The sequence below is a fragment of the Trinickia violacea genome (genome assembly GCF_005280735.1).
Taxonomy (GTDB): domain Bacteria; phylum Pseudomonadota; class Gammaproteobacteria; order Burkholderiales; family Burkholderiaceae; genus Trinickia_A; species Trinickia_A violacea.
Window position 1 is genome coordinate 3,359,668 of the sequence record NZ_CP040077.1, and the last position, 21,173, is coordinate 3,380,840.

The 21,173-nt window shown below is 61.0% G+C and carries 18 protein-coding genes and 2 pseudogenes; 5 read left to right on the forward strand and 15 right to left on the reverse strand.

Annotation, left to right across the window (positions count from 1 at the left end; all coding sequences use genetic code 11):
• Window positions 1–38 precede the first annotated feature (38 nt).
• From FAZ95_RS15350 to FAZ95_RS15390, 9 genes are all read right to left on the reverse strand, one after another.
• Window positions 39–1,769, reverse strand: coding sequence for an L-aspartate oxidase (locus FAZ95_RS15350; RefSeq protein WP_137333239.1), 1,731 nt, complete (start codon window positions 1,767–1,769; stop codon window positions 39–41).
• Complete coding sequence (locus tag FAZ95_RS15355) at window positions 1,766–2,380, reverse strand: fumarate hydratase C-terminal domain-containing protein (protein ID WP_137333240.1); 615 nt, start codon at window positions 2,378–2,380, stop codon at window positions 1,766–1,768. The genes FAZ95_RS15350 and FAZ95_RS15355 overlap by 4 nt, the downstream gene beginning before the upstream one ends.
• Before the next feature lies 1 nt (window position 2,381).
• The gene (locus tag FAZ95_RS15360; RefSeq protein WP_137334572.1) at window positions 2,382–3,257 is read right to left on the reverse strand and encodes a fumarate hydratase; all 876 of its coding nucleotides are present in this window, start codon (window positions 3,255–3,257) and stop codon (window positions 2,382–2,384) included.
• A gap of 69 nt (window positions 3,258–3,326) precedes the next feature.
• Complete coding sequence (gene sdhC / locus FAZ95_RS15365; protein WP_137333241.1) at window positions 3,327–3,680, reverse strand: succinate dehydrogenase, cytochrome b556 subunit; 354 nt, start codon at window positions 3,678–3,680, stop codon at window positions 3,327–3,329.
• Window positions 3,680–4,027, reverse strand: a complete 348-nt coding sequence (locus tag FAZ95_RS15370; RefSeq protein ID WP_137333242.1) for a succinate dehydrogenase/fumarate reductase transmembrane subunit — start codon at window positions 4,025–4,027, stop codon at window positions 3,680–3,682. Before FAZ95_RS15370 ends, sdhC begins: the two co-directional genes overlap by 1 nt.
• Complete coding sequence (locus FAZ95_RS15375) at window positions 4,027–4,743, reverse strand: succinate dehydrogenase/fumarate reductase iron-sulfur subunit (protein ID WP_137333243.1); 717 nt, start codon at window positions 4,741–4,743, stop codon at window positions 4,027–4,029. Before FAZ95_RS15375 ends, FAZ95_RS15370 begins: the two co-directional genes overlap by 1 nt.
• Window positions 4,744–4,858: 115 nt before the next feature.
• The gene (gene dctA / locus FAZ95_RS15380; protein WP_137333244.1) at window positions 4,859–6,133 is read right to left on the reverse strand and encodes a C4-dicarboxylate transporter DctA; all 1,275 of its coding nucleotides are present in this window, start codon (window positions 6,131–6,133) and stop codon (window positions 4,859–4,861) included.
• A gap of 166 nt (window positions 6,134–6,299) precedes the next feature.
• A complete protein-coding gene (locus tag FAZ95_RS15385; RefSeq protein WP_137333245.1) occupies window positions 6,300–6,581 on the reverse strand; it encodes a UxaA family hydrolase in 282 nt (93 codons plus the stop codon).
• A 57-nt stretch (window positions 6,582–6,638) separates the two neighbouring features.
• Entirely contained in the window at window positions 6,639–7,430 is a 792-nt protein-coding gene (locus FAZ95_RS15390; RefSeq protein WP_175425621.1) for a sulfite exporter TauE/SafE family protein, read from the reverse strand.
• A gap of 105 nt (window positions 7,431–7,535) precedes the next feature.
• Here FAZ95_RS15390 and FAZ95_RS15395 point away from each other — a divergent pair, with 105 nt between their 5' ends.
• Entirely contained in the window at window positions 7,536–8,540 is a 1,005-nt protein-coding gene (locus FAZ95_RS15395) for a LysR family transcriptional regulator (RefSeq protein ID WP_254699721.1), read from the forward strand.
• Between the two features lie 25 nt (window positions 8,541–8,565).
• Here FAZ95_RS15395 and FAZ95_RS15400 read toward each other — a convergent pair whose 3' ends face one another.
• From FAZ95_RS15400 to FAZ95_RS15420, 5 genes are all read right to left on the reverse strand, one after another.
• Window positions 8,566–9,567, reverse strand: a complete 1,002-nt coding sequence (locus FAZ95_RS15400; RefSeq protein WP_137333247.1) for an Ldh family oxidoreductase — start codon at window positions 9,565–9,567, stop codon at window positions 8,566–8,568.
• Between the two features lies 1 nt (window position 9,568).
• Window positions 9,569–10,504, reverse strand: coding sequence for a hydroxyacid dehydrogenase (locus FAZ95_RS15405; RefSeq protein WP_137334574.1), 936 nt, complete (start codon window positions 10,502–10,504; stop codon window positions 9,569–9,571).
• 35 nt (window positions 10,505–10,539) lie between these two features.
• Window positions 10,540–11,880 (reverse strand): C4-dicarboxylate transporter DctA, encoded by a 1,341-nt coding sequence (dctA, locus tag FAZ95_RS15410; protein ID WP_137333248.1) that lies wholly within the window; start codon window positions 11,878–11,880, stop codon window positions 10,540–10,542.
• Between the two features lie 187 nt (window positions 11,881–12,067).
• Window positions 12,068–13,243 (reverse strand): UxaA family hydrolase, encoded by a 1,176-nt coding sequence (locus FAZ95_RS15415; protein ID WP_137333249.1) that lies wholly within the window; start codon window positions 13,241–13,243, stop codon window positions 12,068–12,070.
• 94 nt (window positions 13,244–13,337) lie between these two features.
• Window positions 13,338–13,688: a UxaA family hydrolase gene (locus FAZ95_RS15420; RefSeq protein ID WP_437437704.1), complete on the reverse strand. Its 351-nt coding sequence runs from the start codon at window positions 13,686–13,688 to the stop codon at window positions 13,338–13,340.
• A 176-nt stretch (window positions 13,689–13,864) separates the two neighbouring features.
• On the opposite strand from FAZ95_RS15420, the gene FAZ95_RS15425 reads away from it, so the two are divergent.
• The 4 genes and pseudogenes from FAZ95_RS15425 (at window position 13,865) to FAZ95_RS15440 (ending at window position 18,701) form a co-directional block, all read left to right on the forward strand.
• Window positions 13,865–14,641 carry a GntR family transcriptional regulator gene (locus FAZ95_RS15425; protein ID WP_175425693.1) on the forward strand — a complete coding sequence of 259 codons (777 nt, stop codon included), beginning with the start codon at window positions 13,865–13,867 and terminating at the stop codon, window positions 14,639–14,641.
• A gap of 86 nt (window positions 14,642–14,727) precedes the next feature.
• Window positions 14,728–15,945, forward strand: a pseudogene (locus FAZ95_RS15430) (IS1182 family transposase); the annotation flags it as partial.
• A 205-nt stretch (window positions 15,946–16,150) separates the two neighbouring features.
• A pseudogene (locus FAZ95_RS15435) lies at window positions 16,151–17,219 on the forward strand (IS110 family RNA-guided transposase).
• 603 nt (window positions 17,220–17,822) lie between these two features.
• Window positions 17,823–18,701 (forward strand): hypothetical protein, encoded by an 879-nt coding sequence (locus FAZ95_RS15440; RefSeq protein WP_137333250.1) that lies wholly within the window; start codon window positions 17,823–17,825, stop codon window positions 18,699–18,701.
• Between the two features lie 490 nt (window positions 18,702–19,191).
• Here the strand turns inward: FAZ95_RS15440 and ltrA are convergent, their stop codons facing one another.
• Entirely contained in the window at window positions 19,192–20,355 is a 1,164-nt protein-coding gene (gene ltrA, locus FAZ95_RS15450; protein ID WP_254699707.1) for a group II intron reverse transcriptase/maturase, read from the reverse strand.
• Window positions 20,356–21,173: the final 818 nt, after the last annotated feature.

A 21,173-nucleotide genomic window follows, 5' to 3' on the forward strand; every position in this document is an offset into this window, starting at 1 on the left:
AAGCAGTATTCGGAAATGCGCTGACAACGCGGCACCGCTCATTGCGTGATCTGCTCGCAAAGAATCGTTTCTCCCGGCCGTACCCGGCTAAATATCACTGGCTCCTGTTTGATCTCGACGTCTCCATCACGTTTTTGAATCGTCGTGTAAGCGGACATCTCCAGATCGCCGGCGTCCGGATAATCTTCACGGAAATGAGCGCCCCGCGAATTCTCGCGGGATATGGCCGCCTCGGTGATGATCTGGCTCACTGCAATCAGGTTCTTCAGGTTCAGCCAGTCGTGCCACTGTGCGTTGAATGCGCGATCGCCATCGACGACGCCAGTCAGCATCAAACGCTCGAACAGTTCGCCCAGGGCCCTGCGTGCCCGCAAGAGTCCATCGCGATCGCGAATGATGCCGACGTGCGTCCACATGCATTCGTAGAGCGACTCCCGGATGCCCTCAAGGCCTTTTCCGTTTTTGGTGAAGGGGGTTTCGGCATCCTTGATTGCGCTTTCGATGGCAAGCGAATCGGGTTCCCGAAACTGCCCTTGCGCTTTTGCCCACTTCGCCATGTTCTCGCCTGCAATGCCGCCGAACACGGTGGAATTCGCCACACCATTGCCACCCAGCCGATTCGCTCCGTGCACGCCGCCCGTGTCTTCTCCCGCAGCGAAGAGCCCGCGCAACTCGGTGCTGCAGTCCGGCTGGAACGTGACGCCGCCCATCATGTAGTGCGCGGTCGGCACCACTTCGACGAGCCCACCCGCGAGGTCGAACCCGCAATCCGCGCAACGCTCCACCATGCCCTTGAACTGCTTGCGGACCTTGTCCGGGCCGAGGTGACTCATCTGGATGTATACCCCGCCATTGGGCGAAGTTCGCCCCGCGCGCATTTCGGAATAGATGCCGCGCGAAACGATGTCGCGCGTCGCACGTTCGCCGCGCTTGTCATAGCTATCCATGAACCGCGCTTTCGAGCCGTTCAACAGGTGCCCGCCTGCGCCGCGGAGTCCTTCCTCAAGCACCGTTCCGGTCATCCGCGTGTGACTGCCGGCAAGCAGACCCGTAGGATGGAACTGCACCATTTCCATATCGCGCAGCGTGAGGCCCGCGCGCAACGCCATCGCGAGTCCATCGCAACTCTTGTCCCCCGACGGCGTATGGAACTTGTACATCGTCGGACCGCCGCCCGTTGCGAGCAGCACCGCCCTCGCCTGCACGAATACGAACCTGCCCGTGCGCATGTCGATCATCAACACGCCCGCGATATGCTTGCCGTCGGCGGTCTTGATCAGCTCGATGGCCCGGTGCTCCTCCAGGCGATGGATGCCGCGGCTCCACACCTGCTCGGCCAACCGGTTGATGATCTCGATTCCGGTCAGGTCGCCTTTGTGGACCGTTCTATCGAACGTCTGACCCGCGAACGCTTTCTGATGAATCGACCCGTCCGGGTTGCGGTCGAAAAAACATCCGAGCTCGTTTTCGAGTTCGCGCACGCGCTCGACTGCCGTGCTCACCAACGCCCAGGCGAGGTCCTGGTTGGACAACCATTTGCTTCCTTCAATCGTGTCCATGAAGTGACGCTCGACCGAATCGCCAGGGGCCAGCGCGACGTTGTAGCCGCCCTGCACCATGCGCGTGCAGCCGCACTTCCCGAGCAGCCCCTTCACTGCAACGGTGATGGAAAGATCCGGCGCCGCTTTGTGCGCGTGAAGCGCGGCAAAGAGACCCGCGCCGCCCGATCCCAGAATCAGGATATCTGTCTTGACGCGCTCAATATTCATTTTCTCTGGACTCCCAGGCTTTCGAGCACTTCCGCGCGCCGCGAGGCGGTGTTGCCCTTGACTTCGTCGTAAAGGCTGCTGCCATGACTGTCCATGGCCACGAGCAGCGGACCGAAGCCACTGATCCTGAATTTCCAGAGCGACTCCGGATTGAGGTCGTCCAGATCGACGGCTTCGATCTTCTTGATCCACGTCGTTTCGAGCGCCGCAGTGCCGCCGATGATCGCCAGGTAGACGCCGCCCAGCTCCTGGAACGCCGACTTCGATCCTTCGCGCAAGCCACCTTTTCCAACGATCATGCGTACGCCGTACTGCTCCATCAGCGGGCGCGTGAAGCGCTCCATGCGGTCCGACGTGGTCGTGCCTATGCAGACCGGTTGATATCCCGCCGGAAATTCTGCGCTCGGCGCTACCTTGCGCACGTTGGGGGCGGTGTGAATGACCGCGTGCCCGCGAAGGTCGAATTCCGTCGTGCGCCCTTTGTCGAACAAATGGATCTGCGTGGCATCGCGAATGCCGAAAAGCGTTTGATGCAATGTCACCGTATCGTTCACCCGCAGCTTGCGGATCTGCGACTCGTCGACGGGGGTATAGAGGTCGTAGTGAGCCATTTCAGAACCCGTAAGTGAGACCGTCTTTGGTAAGCAGCACCTTCGCGCGTCGCGCGGAGTGACATTGCATGTTGACCGCAATGGGATTCATCGTGATGTGCGTCGATGCCAGTTCGATATGCACTGCGAACGCCGTACTATCTCCCCCCAGACCCTGCGGCCCTACCCCGAGACGGTTCACCGCTTCGGTCAGCTCGCGCTCGAGCGTTGCGCCTTCGGGATCTGCGCAACGGGTGCCCAGCGCGCGCGTGGCGGCGCGCTTGGCCAGCGCAATAGATAAATCGGACGTGCCACCGAGGCCCACGCCCACGATAGTCGGCGGACACGTCTTGCCGCCTGCCGAGATCACACAGTCGACGACAAACATCTTGATCGCGTCGATACCCTCGGCGGGCACTGCCATCTTCAGGAAAGAGTTGTTCTCCGAGCCGCTTCCTTTCGGCACCATCTCGATGGTTGCGGACTCGTTCTCGTCCGTGAAGTCGACGTGAATGACGGGAACCTCGATGCCGCACGACGTGTGATTGTTCTTGCGCGTGAGCGGATGCACGACCGACGAACGCAGCGGGTGCTCCCTTGTGGCGCGCTCGCAGCCTTTGCGAATAGCGGCTTTCAATTCGAATCCGTCGAATTCAACATTGCGGCCAAGCGCGACGTTGTAAATGGGGATGCCCGTATCCTGGCAAAGCAGGTTCTCCGTATCTTCGGCCACACGGATATTGGTGCGCATCGTCTCGAGAACCCGCTGTGCTACCGGCGACGTTTCACTAGCGGAAAGTCGTTCAATGCCATCTTTCACGTCGGGCGGGAGCAACTTGAGGGCGCGGATATACAGTTCCTTCGAGGCTTCCTCGACGATGTCGAGATCAAGTTTCATGACCGTCTCTTCCGGATTGGTAAAACTGATTGTGGGGTTTGGCCTGATGTGGACGCTCAAGACACGGCACTAATGAATCAGCGCGAGCAGGAATGCGAGGCCCGTGCAGGTGCTCGCTCCCAAACCAAAGGCGAGCCAGTTTTTCCTCAAGCCTGTCCACGGCAGAAATTCGATGAGCAGCAGGCGAATGCCGCCCATCATGTGAAGCGAGAGGAGAACCACGAGTCCCCACTCGCCAAACTTGAAGAGCGGCAGGTCGGTCACATGCAGAAAGCCGTCGAGAGAGGCCTCTCCCGCTATGGCATGCCCGAGTGCCCAGAAGTGAACCGGCAAGAACAGGGCCAGCGCGAGACCCGAAAGGCGATGCACGAGAAAGGCCCACCAGGCAGGATGCGTGCGGGCACGATAATCGTTCTTTCGCATCACAATATGACTCCATAAACAGCCCGCAACCCCATCAGCGCGAGGCCTGCTGAAAACGCGAGACAGGTGACCTGTGCAGGCTTTCCGCGCCAGTGCAGCCATTCTTCCGCGATTCTGAGCAGACCGACAGGCACATGGATCGCGCACGCCACGACGAATACCGTATAGAAGGCGCCAAACAGCAGGTTTCCGCGCGTGCGGCCGAGGATGGCCGATGCGCTCAATCCGCTATGAACGGCATAGATGATGACGCCCAGATGAACGAAGACGCAGAGCGCGAGCACACTCGCACTCATGCGCTGCCAGTACCAAAGACGAGCCTGGGTGCGAAGCGATATCCCTTGCATTACAGGTCTCCTTCGCGCGCCGCCTTCATCGTCATCCGCTTGAGGCCGGCAATCCCGGCTGTCGGTGAAAGATGCTTCGGACAACGTTCCGTACACGTGGCCTGTGTATGACACGAGTGACAGCCCGCATCGCCGGCCACGGCGCGCAGGCGTTCGAGCGTTTGCGTGTCGCGTTCGTCGTTGACGAGCGTCCATGCGCGGTTCAGCGCAGCCGGCCCCAGGTAATCCGGACGCCACGTCACGACGTCGCAAGACGAATAACACACGCCGCAACCGATACACTCGATTCCCGCGTCCGCTGCCTTACGTTGCGTGCTCTCGGGACTCACCGTGGCGAAATCGTCGTGGCGCGTACGACTTCCCGAAAACTGCCCCTTCGCCCGGCTCCACTTGTCGAAGAAGTCACTCATGTCGGTCACGAGGTCCTTGATGACGGGCAGGTTCGAGAGCGGCGCGATCTCCAGTTCATCGTTCACCGCAACTTTCGAAACGTGCGTGCGGCACGTCCAGCGTGCCTTGCCGTTGACGTTCATCGCACAGGACCCGCACATCCCCACGCGGCAGGCAAACCGATATGCAAGGTCGGGCTGCAATTGCCGCTGAATGAACGTCACGACGTCCAGCACCGTCTGACTTTCGTAGCGCGGCACATCATAGGCGGCAAGCCCTGCGGTTGCACTTCTCCAGACTCTGACTCGAAGTTTGTCGGTATTCACGATGCCTCTCGATTGGCTGCTGACGCAGTACGATTGAACGGGTTTCGTACATCGATTGTTCAGCAATTTGTCATCAAGAAAAATCGAATAATTCTGGCGTTCAGACAAAGATTTCCTATGCCTCACTGCGCACGCGCCGAAGCTTCAGCACGGTGGCCATTTGTGCGTTGTCGCGCTCTTTTTCGAGTCCGGAAACCACGAGCGTGGCAACGGCATTGCCTATCATGTTGGTGACGGCCCGCACTTCGGAAATAAAGCGGTCCACGCCTAGAATGAGCGCTGCGCCTTCAATAGGAATCTGTTTGAACGCCGTGAGCGTGGCGAGCAGCGTGACGAATCCTGCGCCCGATACACCGGCCGCGCCCTTCGAGCTGATCATCGAAAGAACCATCAGCCCGATCTGGTCTCCCCAGGACAACGGCACGTTATAGGCCTGAGCGATGAACATCGCGCAGATCACCTGGGCCACGCAGGTTCCGTCGAGGTTGAAGGAATAGCCCATGGGCATCACGATGCCGACGACCTGCTTCGGGCACCCCATGCCTTCGAGCTTTCGGATCAACTGTGGGAACACCGATTCAGACGACGTCGTGGCAAGAACGAGAAGAATTTCCCCCTTCAAATAATTGAGCAATCGAAGCAGCCTGAAACCGCTCATCCTGCAGATGGTGCCCAGCACGACCACGAGGAAAAATATCGTTGCCACATAAATCGTCACGAGTAGCATGCCGAGCGAATTCAATGCAGACAATCCATATTTCCCGACTGCAAAGCCCATCGCTCCCAACGCGCCGAGCGGTGCAAGCTTCATGATGAAGCCGACAATCTTGAAGAGCACCTCCGACACCGCTTCGAAGAACGTCAAAACGGGCTGCCCCTTCTCGCCGATATAGGACAACCCAACTGCGAACAAACAGGCAATCACGACGATCTGAATCATGTCGCCCGAAGCAAACGGACTCAGGAAACTCGAAGGGATGATGTTGAGGAAGAAGCCCGTGAGGCCGCCACCGTGGTGCACTTCCGTCTGGTATTGCGCCAGCACGTGAACATCAGCCGTGCCTGGCTGGAGATTCATGCCGACACCCGGGCCAATCAAATTCACCATCAACATGCCGATGAGCAAGGCAAGCGTGGTCACGACCTCGAAATAGATAATCGTCTTGCCCGCGATGCGCCCCAACGTTCGCATCTCTCCAATCTGCGATGCTCCGCATACGATCGTGGTGAAGATCAGCGGCGGCGTAATCATCTTGATCAGACGGATGAATGCGTCGGACAGCGGCTTCAGGGATTGGGCAAATGTCGGGAAAAAATGTCCGACTGCGATCCCGATCAGGATGGCGATCAGGACCTGAACGTAGATATGCCTGCAAAAACGACGCAACATGGTGTCTCCTTGATCTCACCGCACGCCGCGTACACGCGACTTTGGCGAGAAAGATGCCGGGCCGCGCAGACCCAGCACTCTGACCAGTTGTGGCAACAACCTGGCGATCGCCTCTACCGGGCGAATGGTTCCAGGCCGTCTCATGCATTCAATTTTGACTGCCGCTTTACCAGCGCTTCGTCTTGATGTTGTGGACGTGAGCGTGCTCGCCCGCCTTGATGGGTGCTACAACCTTGCCGATATCGACGCCATATTTGTAGACGGTGTCGCCCACGGCCATGTCCTTGAGCGCCACCTTGTGACCGATCGGAATGTCCTGTTGAGCGACGATGGCGACTACCTCGTCGTCGTCCATGATCCAGGCACTCAATGCCAGGCCCGCCTTGATGCCCTCCACCACGGCAACGCCAACCGTGTCTTCGCGCTCATGCGATACCGCGTGAATCATCGTCTACTCCTTGTTTAAGTTGAACCGGGTGTGAATCGGCATCAGCGAGGAAGTGGCCTAGCCGAACAAAGCAGGTACGGAACGAATGATCAAATTGACAGCCGCGACGATCAGAACGATCCAGAGCAGCGTCAGGACGCGCGACGCCGAAATGGCGCTGCGCAGCCTCGCGCCCGCGAGCAATCCGACTGCGCCACAAGGCAACAGAAAACTGGCGAGCGGCAGGACAGCAGGGTTTTTATAGAGTCCGGAGACCGCGAAGAGCGCGAGCCGCGCGACAGCCGTAGCGGTAATCAGTGTGCTGATGGTTGCACGTCGCTGGTCGGGGTCGCGCAGACGACCGGTCAAATAAATCGTATAGACGGGACCACCGGTACCAAATACTGCGGTCAGGCACCCACCCAAAAAGCCCAGGGGAAGTGCCCAGCGCCCGCCTATCTCGCGAAATTCGCTGCGCGACGTGACCCTCCAGAGCGAGTAGCCCAGCAGGCACACGCCGAGTACAAGTTCGAGCGGCTTCTCCGGCACCGAAACCAGCACGCTCACACCGAGCAAAAGCCCGATGCACAGCCACGGTCCAAGCCGTTTCAGTTCCTGTGTCTGAACAGACTGAAGGTTGCGCATGCCTACGAGCATCCCGGCGACGAGGTCCAGCACCAGCATGACGGGGGTTGCCGTGCGCAGAGGCACCAGTTGCGTGAGCAACGGTATGGCAACGATGGACGAACCAAAACCCGTCAGCCCGTACACCAGATACGCGATCGCCACGACACCTCCCGCCACTGCGATCGAACTGACACCGATTCCGATGGCGCAGGCAGCGATGTGCGCATTCAACCAGGCTGTCATTGATGAAGGGTCTCGGTGCGACTTGTGGCGTTGTGGGGAAATGCGGGGGATGCGGTAACAGCACAGGCCCTGAAATTTCGGCCGCGTTGCTGCGTCCATTGTCGCTTGCAGCTTGCTAAAGATAAACGCAGTAATGGTTTTCCTGAGACCAGGAAATACTTTAGGTTGCGTAAAATTTCGCGTATCGAATCGAGCATGACTTCTGCGCGGAACGCGAGAAAAACGCGAGCAATGCCATCCATTCGCACCCTCAAAATATTCCTCTCCGTCGCGCGATGTGGCACCTTTGCCGCCGCCGGCAATAAGGTGGGGCTCACCGCAGCCGCCATCGGCCTTCAAATACGCGCGCTCGAAAGCGATCTCAATGTTCAGCTTTTTGACCGCAACGCACGCGCCGCCGTGCTGAATCCGGTTGGCCGCGCCCTCATTCCCGAGATCGAAGAAATCGTTCGCCGCTACGAACTCCTGGAGGTCTCCGCGGGCGGCGACGAAATGTCGGGTACGGTCGTAATCGGCGCACTCGTCTCCGCGCTGATGGGTGCGTTCGCGGATGCCTTATGGTCGATACGCGGGCAGCATCCGCGCCTCGATGTGCATCTGCTAGCAGGCATGTCCAGCGATTTCGCTCACCAGGTCGAAGTCGGCGAACTCGATGCAGCGGTCGTCACGCAGTCACCGCATCCCCTCGCGTCCACGCTCCTTTGGACGCCGCTGTATTCGGAACCGATGATCCTCATCATGCCAACCGCGCCGCACTTCGATCTGCCGCCGGATCAGGATGAAATCCTCCACAATGCGCCGTTCATGCGCTTCGACCGCAGCACGTGGACCGGGCACCTTGTGCAGAACGTGCTCGATCAATGCAAAATCGAGGTCGACGAGGCCATGGAACTGAACTCGGTCGAAGCGATCGTCGCGCTGGTACGTCAGGGCTTCGGCATTTCGATAGTTCCGAAACTCGCGAACGTTGATTTCGACAACGATCGCGCCATCCGCGTCATGGCGCTCGACGGCGTCGACGTGCGCCGCCACGTTGGCCTGCTCGAACGCGCCAGGCACAGCCGTACAGCATTCACCGACGCGATCAAGCGTTATTTCACCGAGACCTGAGACGTGCGGCGATCGCCGCACGCGCTCACGCCGCCAACGCTCGCAATTGATTGAGCAGGCTGTCGGGAACGTCGATGCCGTCACGCGCGGCGGTATCTGCGAGTTCGCCCCGCCGTTGCCCCGGCAGCCGCACATCGGCGTCTTGCAGCATCACTTCGATCAACGCCTCGACGCGTGACAGATACGTCGCGTTACCCGCCAACGCACCCGGATCGATTGCCCAAAACAGGTGGCCTACGCGCGACTTCTCGCCCGCTTCGGTCAGGAACGAACCTGCCTCGTAGCCAAAGTTCGCCCCTGCCAGCGCTGCCGCGAGCAATTCGACCATCAGCGCGAGCATTGCCCCTTTCGTGCCGCCGAATGGCAGCATCATGCCTTCCAGCGCGGCCTTCGCATCGGTCGTCGGCCGGCCGTCGCGCGAAGTCGCCCATCCTTCGGGAATCGGTTTGCCTTCGCGGGCGGCGACCATGATCTTGCCGCGCGCGACATTGGACAACGAGAGGTCGATCATCAATGGCTTGCCGTCGCGGCGCGGGAACACGGCCGCCAGGGGATTGGTGCCGAAAACGGGGTGCCGTCCGCCCCACGCCGGCATTGCAGCGGGCGTGTTGCTGAACGCAAGCCCCACCATGCCGGCCGCGCCGACCGGCTCCAGATGCCAGGCACCCGCGCCGAGATGGTGGCTGCGCTTCACGCTCACGACTGCGCTGCCGTGAGCCCGTGCGCGGTCCACGAGCGTTTCGATGGCGAGTTCGCAAGCGGGAAACGCCATGCCGTCCGCGGCGTCGATCAACACGGCTGCGTTGCGCGACTCGACGATCGCCGGCTTTGCCTTCGCATCGACACGGCCGTTTCGCAACTGCGCGACATACATCGGCAAACGAGCGACACCATGCGAGGACAGCCCGCGTTCGTCGGCATAGACGAGCGCGCGTGCGGTGGCCTCGGCCGTGCGCGGCGTGGCGCCCGCGGCGAGCATCGTGCGCGTGGCAAGGTCGTGAAGATCGCTGGACGAGATCCGCGTCATATCAGAGTTCCTTCGTTGTCGTTGAGTCATGCTCGCCCGCGAGCAACGCATCCATCACGCGCGAGGCGACCAGCGAGCTCACGCGTGCGTTCGATTGCATCGTCAAGCCCGCAATGTGGGGCGTGAGAATCAGGTTCGGCACGCCCGCAAGCGGCGAACCGGCCTTGAGCGGCTCGTCGGCGAACACATCGAGCGCGGCGCCGCCAAGGCGGCCCTGTCTCAGCGCGTCGGCCAAGGCGTTCTCATCGATCACGCCCCCTCTCGAGGTATTGATCAGGACTGCATGGGGTTTGAGCATCTTCAGTTGCGCCGGGCCGAGCAGATTATGCGTGGTCTCGACGAGCGGCACGTGAACGGTCACGACGTCGGCGGCACGCAGCGCGTCGTCGAACGACATGCCTCGCGTGCCCGTCTCCTGCCAGCAGGCCGCATCCGCGGGAAGTTGCGGATCATAACCCACAACCCCCATGCCGATACCCCGCGCAAGCTGCGCGACGAGACGCCCGATGCCGCCAAAGCCGATCACGGCCATCGTGCCGCCCGCCGCTTCGCGCCCGTTCGAGAGCGCGCTGCGCGGCCACTGCCCCTGCGCGACGGCAGTGCTCGACAGATAAGCGCCCCGCAGCAGCAGCAGCGACGTGGCGATCACATACTCGGCCACGGCGGCCGCGTTGGCGCCCGTTGCCGGAAACACCTGCACACCGCGCTCCCTGCATGCGCCGAGCGCGATATTGTCCAGCCCGACACCGAGCCGCCCCACCACCGACAAGCGCGGCGCATCGTCGAGCAGTGCGGCAGTGACCTGGGTCCGGTTGCGCACGATCAGGGCGTCGGCTTCCACCAGAAGACCGCGCAGACGGTCGGGTTCATCGACGAGCGAGGCATCTGCAAGGACGTCGAAATGACGCCGCAACGAATCCACTGCAGGCGCATCCATGAACTCGCTGATGACGACTCTCTTGCGCTCGGTTTTCAATTTGGGCGCTCCTGTGCGTAAGCGGGCGCCTTTCTTTCGTTGACGCTCTCGACCGGTTCGGACTGCGCGTCGCTTGCGCCAGGAACGGCGCGCGGCGAGGCCAGCACCTTGCGCGCCGCTTCGGCGTCGAACGCGCCTTCCCAGCGCGCGATCACGATCGTCGCCACCGCATTGCCGATCATGTTGACGATCGCGCGAATCTCGTTGAGCACGCGGTCGATGCCGATAATCAGCGTGATACCCGCAACAGGAATGATGTTGTGCGTGGAGAGCGTGGCCGTGAGCGCCACCAGCGCCGCGCCCGCTACGCCCGCGCCGCCTTTCGAGGTCAACAGCAAAATCGCGAGCAGGCCGAGTTGCTGCAGCAGCGAAAGATGCGTATTGGTGGCCTGCGCGATGAAGAGCGACGTCATCGTGAGATAGATGGCCGCGCCGTCGAGATTGAATGAATAGCCGGTTGGCAGCACAAGACCGACGACAGGCTTCGGGCAGCCCAGGCGCTCGAGCTTTTCCATCAGGCGCGGCAGCACGGATTCCGTGGTCGAGGTGCCGAGCACGATGAGCAGCTCCTCGCGCAGATAATTGAGCAGCGGCCACAAGCCGACGCCCGCCCAGCGGCTGATCGTGCCGAGCACCAATACGATGAACAGAATGCTGGTGAGATAGAAGCACACAATCAGCAAGCCTAACTGCTGTAGCGTGCCGATGCCGTACTTGCCCACCGTGAACGCCATGGCGCCGAACGCACCGAGCGGCGCAAGCCGCATGATCATCTCGACGATACGCATGAGCGCTTCGCCGCTCTGCTCGATCACGCGCGAGAGGAAGCGGCTGCGGCGCGACATGATCGACAACGCCACGCCGAACAGCACCGAGAACAGCAGGACCTGCAACAGGTTACCGCGCGCAAATGCGCCGACCACCGAATTCGGCACGATCTCGTCGAGAAAACTTTGCGAGGCCGCCGCGTGCGCTTCGTTCACGTAGTGGCTAACGGCCTGCGTATCGAGCGTAGCCGGGTCGATATTAAGCCCTTCACCGGGATGCAGCACGTTCGCGACCACAAGCCCGATCACGAGCGCGAGCGTCGTCACGGCTTCGAAATACACGATCGTCTTCACGCCCACTCGCCCGACATGCTTGAGATTTTCCATCCGTGCGATACCCAGCGACACGGTGCAGAAAATCACCAGCGTGATGAGCATTTTGATCAGGCGAATGAACGTATCGCCCAGGGGTTTCATTTCGACGCCGAAATGCGGCCAGAAATAGCCGACGAGAATACCGGCCGCCAGTCCGATCAGGACCTGGGCATAGAGATGTCTGAGCACGCGCAAGGTGGTATCTCCTCCACTCGCTGCTGCTTGGTGAGACAGCTTCGCGCACCGCGGGCGGACTTCCGTGGTCCAGATTCGACGGCCATATCCGCATGGCCTTTTGCGCAGCGGTGCGCGCAACTGTAATGGAACTGCGTTCGCAAAGCCCGCCGTACGAGCGGGCTTGCGAGGTATGGTCTCCCGCGTTTCAGGCGCTTTCAAACAGACGCGTGAGCACGAACTCGCGATGGCCCAGCGTTTCGGCCGCGGTCCAGCGACCGTTCGCCGTCGCGAGCATCGATTCGAGCAGCTTGTCGCCCGCCTGATCGAGGTTTTGCTCGCGCTGCAGCAGGCCCGACACATCGACGTCGACGTGCTCGCTCATCGTGCGCACGGTGCGCGGATTCGCGCAGATCTTGATGACCGGCACGATCGGATTGCCGATTACGTTGCCCTGCCCCGTCGGGAAGAAGTGCACGGCGAAGCCCGAGGCCGCGCACAGCGTCACCATCTCCGCCGCCGCGGAAGACGAATCCATGAACCACAAGCCCGAATGCGTCGGCTCCTCGGCCTTGTCGAGCACGCCGTCCACGCGGCACTTCTTGCCGATCTTCTGGATGTTGCCGAGCGCCTTTTCCTCGATCGTGGTCAGGCCGCCCGCAATATTGCCCTTGGTCGGCTGCGATTCGGAGAGGTCGTCGGTCTTCCAGCGGTTGATCATGTCCTGATAGCGGTCGAACATGAACTGGAAGCGCTCGCGCACCTGGTCGTTCGCGCAGCGCGCCGCGACGATCTGTTCGCCGCCCGTCAACTCCGAGGTCTCGCCGAACACGAGCGTCGTGCCAAGCCCGTAGAGCTTGTCGAACGCGTTGCCAACCGTCGGGTTCGCGCCGCAGCCCGAGGTCGTATCCGACTCGCCGCATTTCGTCGACACCCACAGATCGGCAATCGGGCACTCCTCGCGTTCGAGCGTCGTCGCCCACTGCACCATTTCCTTTGCGGCCTTGGAGGCGCGCATGATCGTGTCGTGGTCGCCGTGCAGTTCGATGCCGAAGCCCATCACCGGCTTGCCCGACTTCGCAATGCCGTCCACCACGCGCTTGGTCCAGCCTTCCTCGATACCGATGACGATCACGCCGGCCACATTCGGATTGCAGCCCGCGCCGATCAGCGTGCGGAAATGCAAATCGAGGTCGGCGCCGAACTGGAGCCGGCCGTACGGATGCGGCAGCGCCATCGTGCCTTTGATGTTGTGCTCGACCGCTTGCGCAGCGGCATTCGAAAGGTCGTCAACGGGCAGGATGATGACGTGGTTGCGCACGCCGACGCGACCGTTCGAGCGGCGATAGCCGCGGAAAATGGTGTTCTGGTCAATCACGCTCATGGTGTCTTTCTCTGTATGGGAGGGGTTCAACTGGCTGGCTCAATTGCCATGGGACCGGCGGCGCAATGCGGCGCACGGCCGGACTGCCCAGGCCTTACCAGCGCTTCGTCTTGATGTTGTGAACGTGAGCGTGCTCACCCGCCTTGATCGGCGCCACGACCTTGCCGATATCCACGCCGTACTTGTAGACGGTGTCGCCCACGGCCATGTCCTTGAGCGCTACCTTGTGACCGATTGGAATGTCCTGCTTCGCCGGGACGCTGACGATTTCGTCCTCGTCCATGATCCACGCGTTCAGTTGCGTGCCCGCCTTGATGCCCTCGACGACCGCGACACCCACCGTGTCCTTCGCCTCGTGCAGCACGATGTGAATCGTCCTGCGTGCCGGATCGGCGTGGGCCGCCGTCGTATCAGCCTGCTGTGCTTCTTGAGCTGCCTGGCTCATCTGAGTGTCTCCAGTTTTGTTCACGGGGTGTCTGGCGCGTGGCCATGCTGCGAATCATAGACAGCTCATTCATCCATGTCAACCATATCATCTATATGTGTTGAATCAGCCAGATGAAGTAAAATCGGGGCAAAGTCCGGCAAGCAAGAGGAAGGGAGCACACCGCCATGAACACAATGAAGAACGGCGCAGCCCATGTGGCAGGCGTGGCAAGCACGGCCGTCATCGGGGGCACGCGCTACAAGGAAGTGAAAAACGGGATCCTCGCCGCGCTGGCGGCGAAGGAGTGGAAAGGCGGCGAGGCGATACCTTCAGAGAAGCGCCTTTCGGAGCGCTTTGGCGTGTCGATCGGGACGCTGCGCAAGGCGATCGACGAACTAGTGGCGGACAACATCCTCGTGCGCCATCAGGGGCTCGGCACGTTCGTCGCGCAACACCGGCGCGACCGCTATTTTTTCCGCTTTTTCCGTGTGGTCCGCCAGGACGGCGACAAGACCTATCCCACGGTGAGCCTCGTTTCGTTCACGAAGACGAAGGCAACGCGTGAAATTGCCGCGACGCTCGGCATCGAACCGAACGCGCGGGTCTTCTCCTTCGTGAATCGCCTGGCGTTGCACGGCGAGACGGTCATGATCGACAACATCACCGTCGCTGAAGAGCGCTTTCCCGGTCTGACCGAAGCGGCGCTGCGCGAGCGACCCAGCACGCTCTACAACTTCTACCAGGATGCGTTCCACATCAACGTGGTCGGGACTGAGGAGCGGCTGCGCGTCGCCACAGCCAACGACGTTGAAGCGGAGCTGCTCGAAGTCTTGCCTGGCACGCCGTTGCTCGAAGTCAGGCGCATTGCCTACTCCTATCACCAGGCACCGGTCGAATTGCGCATCTCGCACGTGAACACGGCGCGCTACGAGTATGTCGGCCCCTCCGCCTCGCACGAAGAGCCGCTTTAATACGTCACACGAGCACGGGGGCTTTTAGCGCTCGCGTTGCAGGCGCCCCCGTATCGTCGATCAGGCTGCCAGTTGGAACACGCTCACGGTCTTTGATCGTGGGTTACTGCTTCGGCATCCGTTCGGAGCGTCGGCTTTGCGAAGAGGTTCATCTGAACCTTGCATATCGCTGGTTCTGTCGACTTGACCTTGAAGACTTGGTGCCGAATCACTCGACGTTTTCCAAGAACCGGCATGGCCGGTTCCGCAATAGCGACGCCTTGCGGCACGTCTTCGAGTCCGTGCTGCGGCGCTGCATGAGTGAAGGACTCGTTGAAGGCGAAGGGTTCGCTGTAGACGCAAGCGTCGTTAAAGCGGATGCAAATCGTGCGCGCGGCGTGCCTGGAGCTGAAGTGATCGACTGGCGCAAAGACGACCGTCCGAGCCGTGCGGTCCGGGAGTATCTCGTTGCGTTGGAAGAGGCAAATCCAGTCGCATCCGAAGACACGGAATCGGCTAGGCCACCGAAGCGTATATCGCTGACCGATCCCGCCGCACGCTATACCGCCGCCCCAGGTGGCCCTGCGTTCTTCGCCTACTCAACGAACTACTTGATCGATTTGCACGCTGGAATCATTGTCGATGTCGAAGCCACGCCGGCGCACCGCTCGCAGGAGGTGGAGTCCACGAAGACGATGGTGGATCGTGTCGAACAGCGCTTCGCGCTCAAACCCAAGCGTCTGGTGGGCGATACCGCGTATGGAACGGGAGCGATGCTCGGCTGGATGGTGAAAGAAAAGGCCATCGAACCGCATGTTCCAGTCTGGGAGCGCTGGGCTCGAAACGACGGAACCCTTCCTAACAGCGAATTCCAATGGAACGAGCAAGCGAACGAGTACCGATGTCCGCAAGGTCACGCTCTGCGAAGTGAGCGACGAAAGTTCAAAGATCCACGCTCGCACATCACAAAGGCCAACACGATCATCTATCGATCAAGCCAACCGGACTGTGCTCAGTGTTCGATGAAGCAGCAATGTTGCCCGAACACACCAATGCGAAAAATCGCGCGCAGCGTGCATGAAGAATCGCGAGATGTAGCGAGATCCGTCGGAGATACGCCCGCATATCGGCACTCGCGGAGACAGCGAAAGAAGGTAGAAATGCTGTTTGCCCACTTGAAGCGAATCTTGAAGCTAGATCGATTGCGACTACGCGGACCCAGCGGAGCGCACGATGAGTTTCTGTTGGCTGCAACAGCACAGAATCTACGGCGAATGGCGAAGTGGTTAACGCCAAAGCAAGACGCGGCGACAACGACCGCTTGAGGGACATCGGGGCGGCCGACCCGGTCCCGAGAACCCCGTCTCAACTGCCAACCTCGAGAGTTGCGCTCTCGCTCCGCCACATCATCTGGGCCCAAAACTCGAGTTTTTCAAATGTGAGGGACTTCCCCGTCCCGGTGCGACGCTGAAGTCGCGGGCATCGAGTGCCATGATTGAGGTGCCAGCCATCAATCGGAACAGGAGAGTCATGGACCAGCTTACTACCGTCGGCATCGACCTGGCAAAGGATGTGTTCGCGATCTGCGTACTCGACACCACGGGTGCGGTATTGCAGCGGCGCGTGCTGCGACGTGAAGCATTCATGAGGTGGGCTGAGCAACTGCCTCGGTGCCGCGTCGCTATGGAAGCTTGCGGCTCCTCACCACTGGGGACGCTGGTTTTCCACCCGCGGCCACATCGCTCGCCTCATTCCAGCCGAATTCGTCAAGCCGTTTCGGCCCGGCGGCAAGAACGACGCCGCCGATGCTGAAGCCATCGCCGTTGCCGCACGGCAGCCGACCATGCGCTTTGTGGCAATCAAGTCTGTGGACCAGCAGGCCATTCTCGCGTGGCACAGCGTACGTCAGGGTTGGCAGGAGGAACGTACCGCGCTGCTAAACCGCACTCGCGGACTGCTGGCTGAATTCGGCGTGGTGATTGCGCGTTCCGCAGATCGTTTCCTCCGCGCGTTGCCCACACTGATCGAAGACACCAGGCTGCCTGACCCGGTGCGCGCCATGTTGCTCGAAGTGCGCGAACAACTGGTCGCGCTGAACCTAAGGCTCGCCCGCTGCGACCAGCAGATCACCTCCCACGCGAGATCCAGTGACACTGCCAGACGCGCCAGCGAACTGCTCGGCGTCGGGCCGCTAACCTCCAGCGCGACGGCTGCCACGGTGCCCGACGCGAGCGTGTTCAGGAACGGCCGGCAGTTTGGCGCTTGGCTCGGCCTGACACCACGGCAGCACAGTTCAGGCGGCAGGACTCGCCTGGGGCATATCAGTCTGCGCGGCAACGTCTATCTGCGCACGCTGCTCGTTCAGGGCGCCCGAAGTACTTTGCAGTCGGCGCTGCGTGCCGACCCCGCGCACGCCAGCCGCCTGCAACGATGGATCAGGCAACTCCATGAACGCAAGGGTTATCACAAGACGCTGATTGCGATTGCCAACAAGCATGCGCGCATGCTGTGGGCGATGCTCGCAAAGGGCGCGCACTACGACGCCGACGCGTGGCAACGCCATCCCATGCATCGGCCGTTACCACCCACAGCAGCATGATCCGGTTTGCCTGAGACTCATCTACTGCTCGACGCGATAGCAAGACGAGGTCGGACCGAACGGGAGAAGAACCCGACGATTCTGTTGGCGAGTCATCACCGTGCGTGGCGTGTCGCTGCGCGCCTGTTCGCCGTTTTTCAAATAGGGTTCTCCTGTGCGGCTCATATCGTGGCCCGCCCGATACGCTTCGGGCAACAAGGCCGTTTGCAAAGACGCAGTCTGTTCCTGGTATTGCTTCGACGCGCGAGCCAAATGACCAACAGGAGAGCGTTATGACGACTCCACCAACCGGGCCGCCGAGAAGGGCGGCGCCACACGTCTACCTATGGCGCCCAAAAACTCAACCCCGACCTTGACTCTCGGTGGAAGTCCTTGCAAACACAATCGGCCGACTGCCGCCCGATGCGGTCGGCCGTAACCGGTAGAGTCATGCCCTGAGGTGGTCTGTCAAGTATTTCACTTCGACACTTCTACGTTTACAAGTCTCCCCCGACCATGTCCCACGCCCGCCCGGGGGCAACAACGCTACCAATATGCTGCTTGCGGAATAAAAGGAACGCTCCATACGTTTATCTGTCAAAGGAACACATGGCAGGTGACATCATGTGCAACGTACTTCGACTTGGACCGGCGCTACTCGCCGGTCTGGTCTGCACCGCCCCCGTGGCAGCTCAGACTTATGAAGGGCAGCCGATCGACACTTCCACGTGCCGCGACGTCTCAGGTCAAGCAGAAATAGACGGCGTCATGCAGCCGTACACCGGGCGGGCCTGCCGGCAGCTTGACGGCACCTGGGTATTCGTGAACGGCTATGGCCAGTCTTGGGTCATGCCGGACTACGCGTACGATTACACGCCTTGGTACTTCGCGCCGCCGGTCTTCTTCGGTGGGGGATTCGTTTTCTTTGACGAATTCCACCACCATCACCATCACCATCACTTCGACCACGATCGCTTCGGCCACCCTTTCGACCACGATTTCGACCGCGATCGCTTCGGCCACAATCCGAATCACATCGTAGCTGTGCCGTCCAGCGCCCCGCCCGCTCAGCCGTCGCATCACGTAGCCCTGCCGCCCGCTCCCGCTCAAGCACAGCACGTGGCAGTGATGCCTCCGAGCGCCCCCGCTCAAGCGCCGCACATGGCAGTCATGCCGCCGAGTGCCCCCGCTCAAGCGCCGCACGTGGCAGTGATGCCGCCGGGCGTCCCCGCTCAAGCGCCGCACGTGGCAGTGATGCCGCCGGGCGTCCCCGCTCAAGCGCCGCACGTGGCAGTGATGCCGCCGAGTGCCCCCGCTCAAGCGCCGCACATGGCAGTGATGCGCCCAAGCGTCCCCGCGCAAGCGGGGCACATGGGGACCGGCGGATACGGCGGGGTCGGCGAAGGCGCACATGCCTCGGGTGGCGGAGGCGGTCGTATGGGGAGCGGCGCGGGTGGTCACTTCATGGGTAGCGGCTCTAGCGGCGGCATGCACGGGCATTGATTGAGTCGGAAAAAATCGCACGAAGTCAACGATTGGGGGGCGAGTGAAGTCGATGGCCGCGCGCTCGCTAACCGGCAACCCCTGATGGCTCCGACAATTACGCTTTCCGAACGCCTTCGCACGAACATCGGATTGCCACCGCTGCAAGCCCAGCTTGTCGTCGGAACGTGAGCGCTAGCGGGACGAAGTGGAAGCCAGATTGCCCCAATGTCCGTAGTAGCGAGCGACGCGTGGTCGCCGTACCCTGAAGTTTAAAATCTATCGCCCGGTTCCCTCCGACTTATCAGTCTCGAACTTCCGTAACCGGTAGAGTCGAGATGTGGCGCGGTAGCAGTAGGTTCGGTTTGTCTGTTGCCGCCCCTTTCGTCTGGCGGTGCCCGAATAACCTCACCCTAACCCCGTTTCCACATCCCGCTCATCGAACCGGACATGCAGATTTCCCGCATCCGGCTCTCGGACAAGACATCACGCCTTCGTACACGGCAAGTTATTACCAAGGACCCTGTAGACGTACGAGACCGAAGTGCCCGTAAAGGTGCGAGGTTGGATAGGTCCCGCCCCTGCGACGTCTGACTTTGTGCTTGTTGCGTAACCACCGGCGTAACCGCGTAGCGGTGTAGCTGTCGATTGCTCGGTATGCTCGGCTGACGCTCCCTACTTGGAAGTAGTTTGCCCAGCCGCGCAACGTCCGATTCAACCTGCCCACCAACTCCGTGGTCCCTTGCCATACCGTCTTGAGGGCGGTCATCGCATGAAGCTTTTCGACCATGCGCCGGATACTCTTCTTCGACGGACGCATGCCCATACGGGCCCGACCAGTCATTGCTGAGTACATCCGCCCAAACGTAAAACCCAGGAAGTCGAATTCGCCTTCCGGCACCTTGCAGATTCGTGTCTTCTCCTCGTTGACCGTCAGCTTCAGCTTGCTCATGATCTCGCGCAGTCTGAGCAACGCCTCTTCGGCCTTGCCTCGCTTGCAGAGGATCACCAGGTCATCTGCATAGGTCACAATGCGACTGCCAAGACTTCGCTGAAGTCCGAGCTTCTTCCATGCCAGCACGAACCGGCGCATGTAGACATTTGCCAGCAGTGGTGAGATGGGAGACCCTTGCGGAATGCCGCGTCCGCTATCCCGAGCCTCCGTCGTGCGTTTCTTCCGGCCTCGGTCATCGGTTTCTTCAACGGGGCATTCCAGCCACATCTTGATCAGATGCAGCACACGCCGATCGACGATGCGTCGCGCGAGCGACAGCATCAATTCGGCGTGGGGAATGCTTCCGAAGTAGTCCGCGAGGTCGGCGTCAACAACGTCCGTTTGCCCTCGATGCAGCCGCTCTTCCACCTCGATTACCGCTTCCTGGGCATTTCGCCCCGGGCGGTAAGCGTACTGCTCGGGCGGAAGGTCCGCTTCGAAGATCGGTTCGAGCACCAGCATCGCTGCTGTCATGCACACCCGATCCCGTAGGGTCGAGATGCCCAGTGGCCTCAGCTTGCCATTGGCCTTCGGGATAAACACTCTTCTGATAGGGTCCGGCCGGTACGTCTCCTGCCTGAGCGCAAGCGCCAGTTCGCCGAGCCACTTCTGCACTCCGTACGCTTCGACCTCTGCGAAGTCCTGGCGATCGACACCGGGCGCACCCTGTTCGAGCGACACTGGGCGTACGCATGCGCCAGCACATCCTCGCGATAGATCTTGTCGTACAGCGCGTAGAAGCGGTACCCGGCTTCTGCCTTCGCTTTCGCGTGTAACGCCGTCTGCAGCTTCTGAACACTGATCGGAGTTGATAGGTTGCCCAATCTCCTGGTCCCTCACCACGTATTGCGTTCGTCTTGAACTGAGGCCCCTTCCCTCCACCGGCATTACCCGGCTTCACCGGTACTACGAGCCTCTCCGTCATCCCAAGGCGCCCGGCCTGTCCCTCGCGGGCGTCCGGTTGGTCATCCCTGACCTCGCCAAGGGACTTCCCGTGTTGCGTACGCTTTCCTTGTGTACATGCTGTCGCCACTACCCCGGCGCAGCAACTGGGCGTCCAGCCTGCTCATTCACCCAGTCGTATCAGCCTTCCCCGATAGGGTTGCCGGGTCGGCCTGCGCATCGTCCTTTTCGAGGTTTGCTCGGCGTTCACTCGCGTTACGGCCTGCACACTCGCGCTGTCACCTATTCGTGACACGCATTACCAGAGGCTTCAGCCACTTCGTTACCTCCATGACTGCTCCGGTTGCTTCCGGCTGGAGCGGTTGCCGGGCGGGGCTTGCACCCGCTGGAAAGCGCCGCCTTTTCACGGCGCACACCCGAAGGAGACATTGGTGGCGCCAGAAAGCGGACGCCACTCCGCGTCTGCGGCGCTTCACTGCGAGCGCTGAATCTACACCTGCGGCTGGCGCGACTTTAAGCAGCTTCAGGATTGCCTAGCCCCGGCATTCCATGGTGTGTAGCTCAAGTTTCTACCATCGCGAGTCGTATACGTTTCT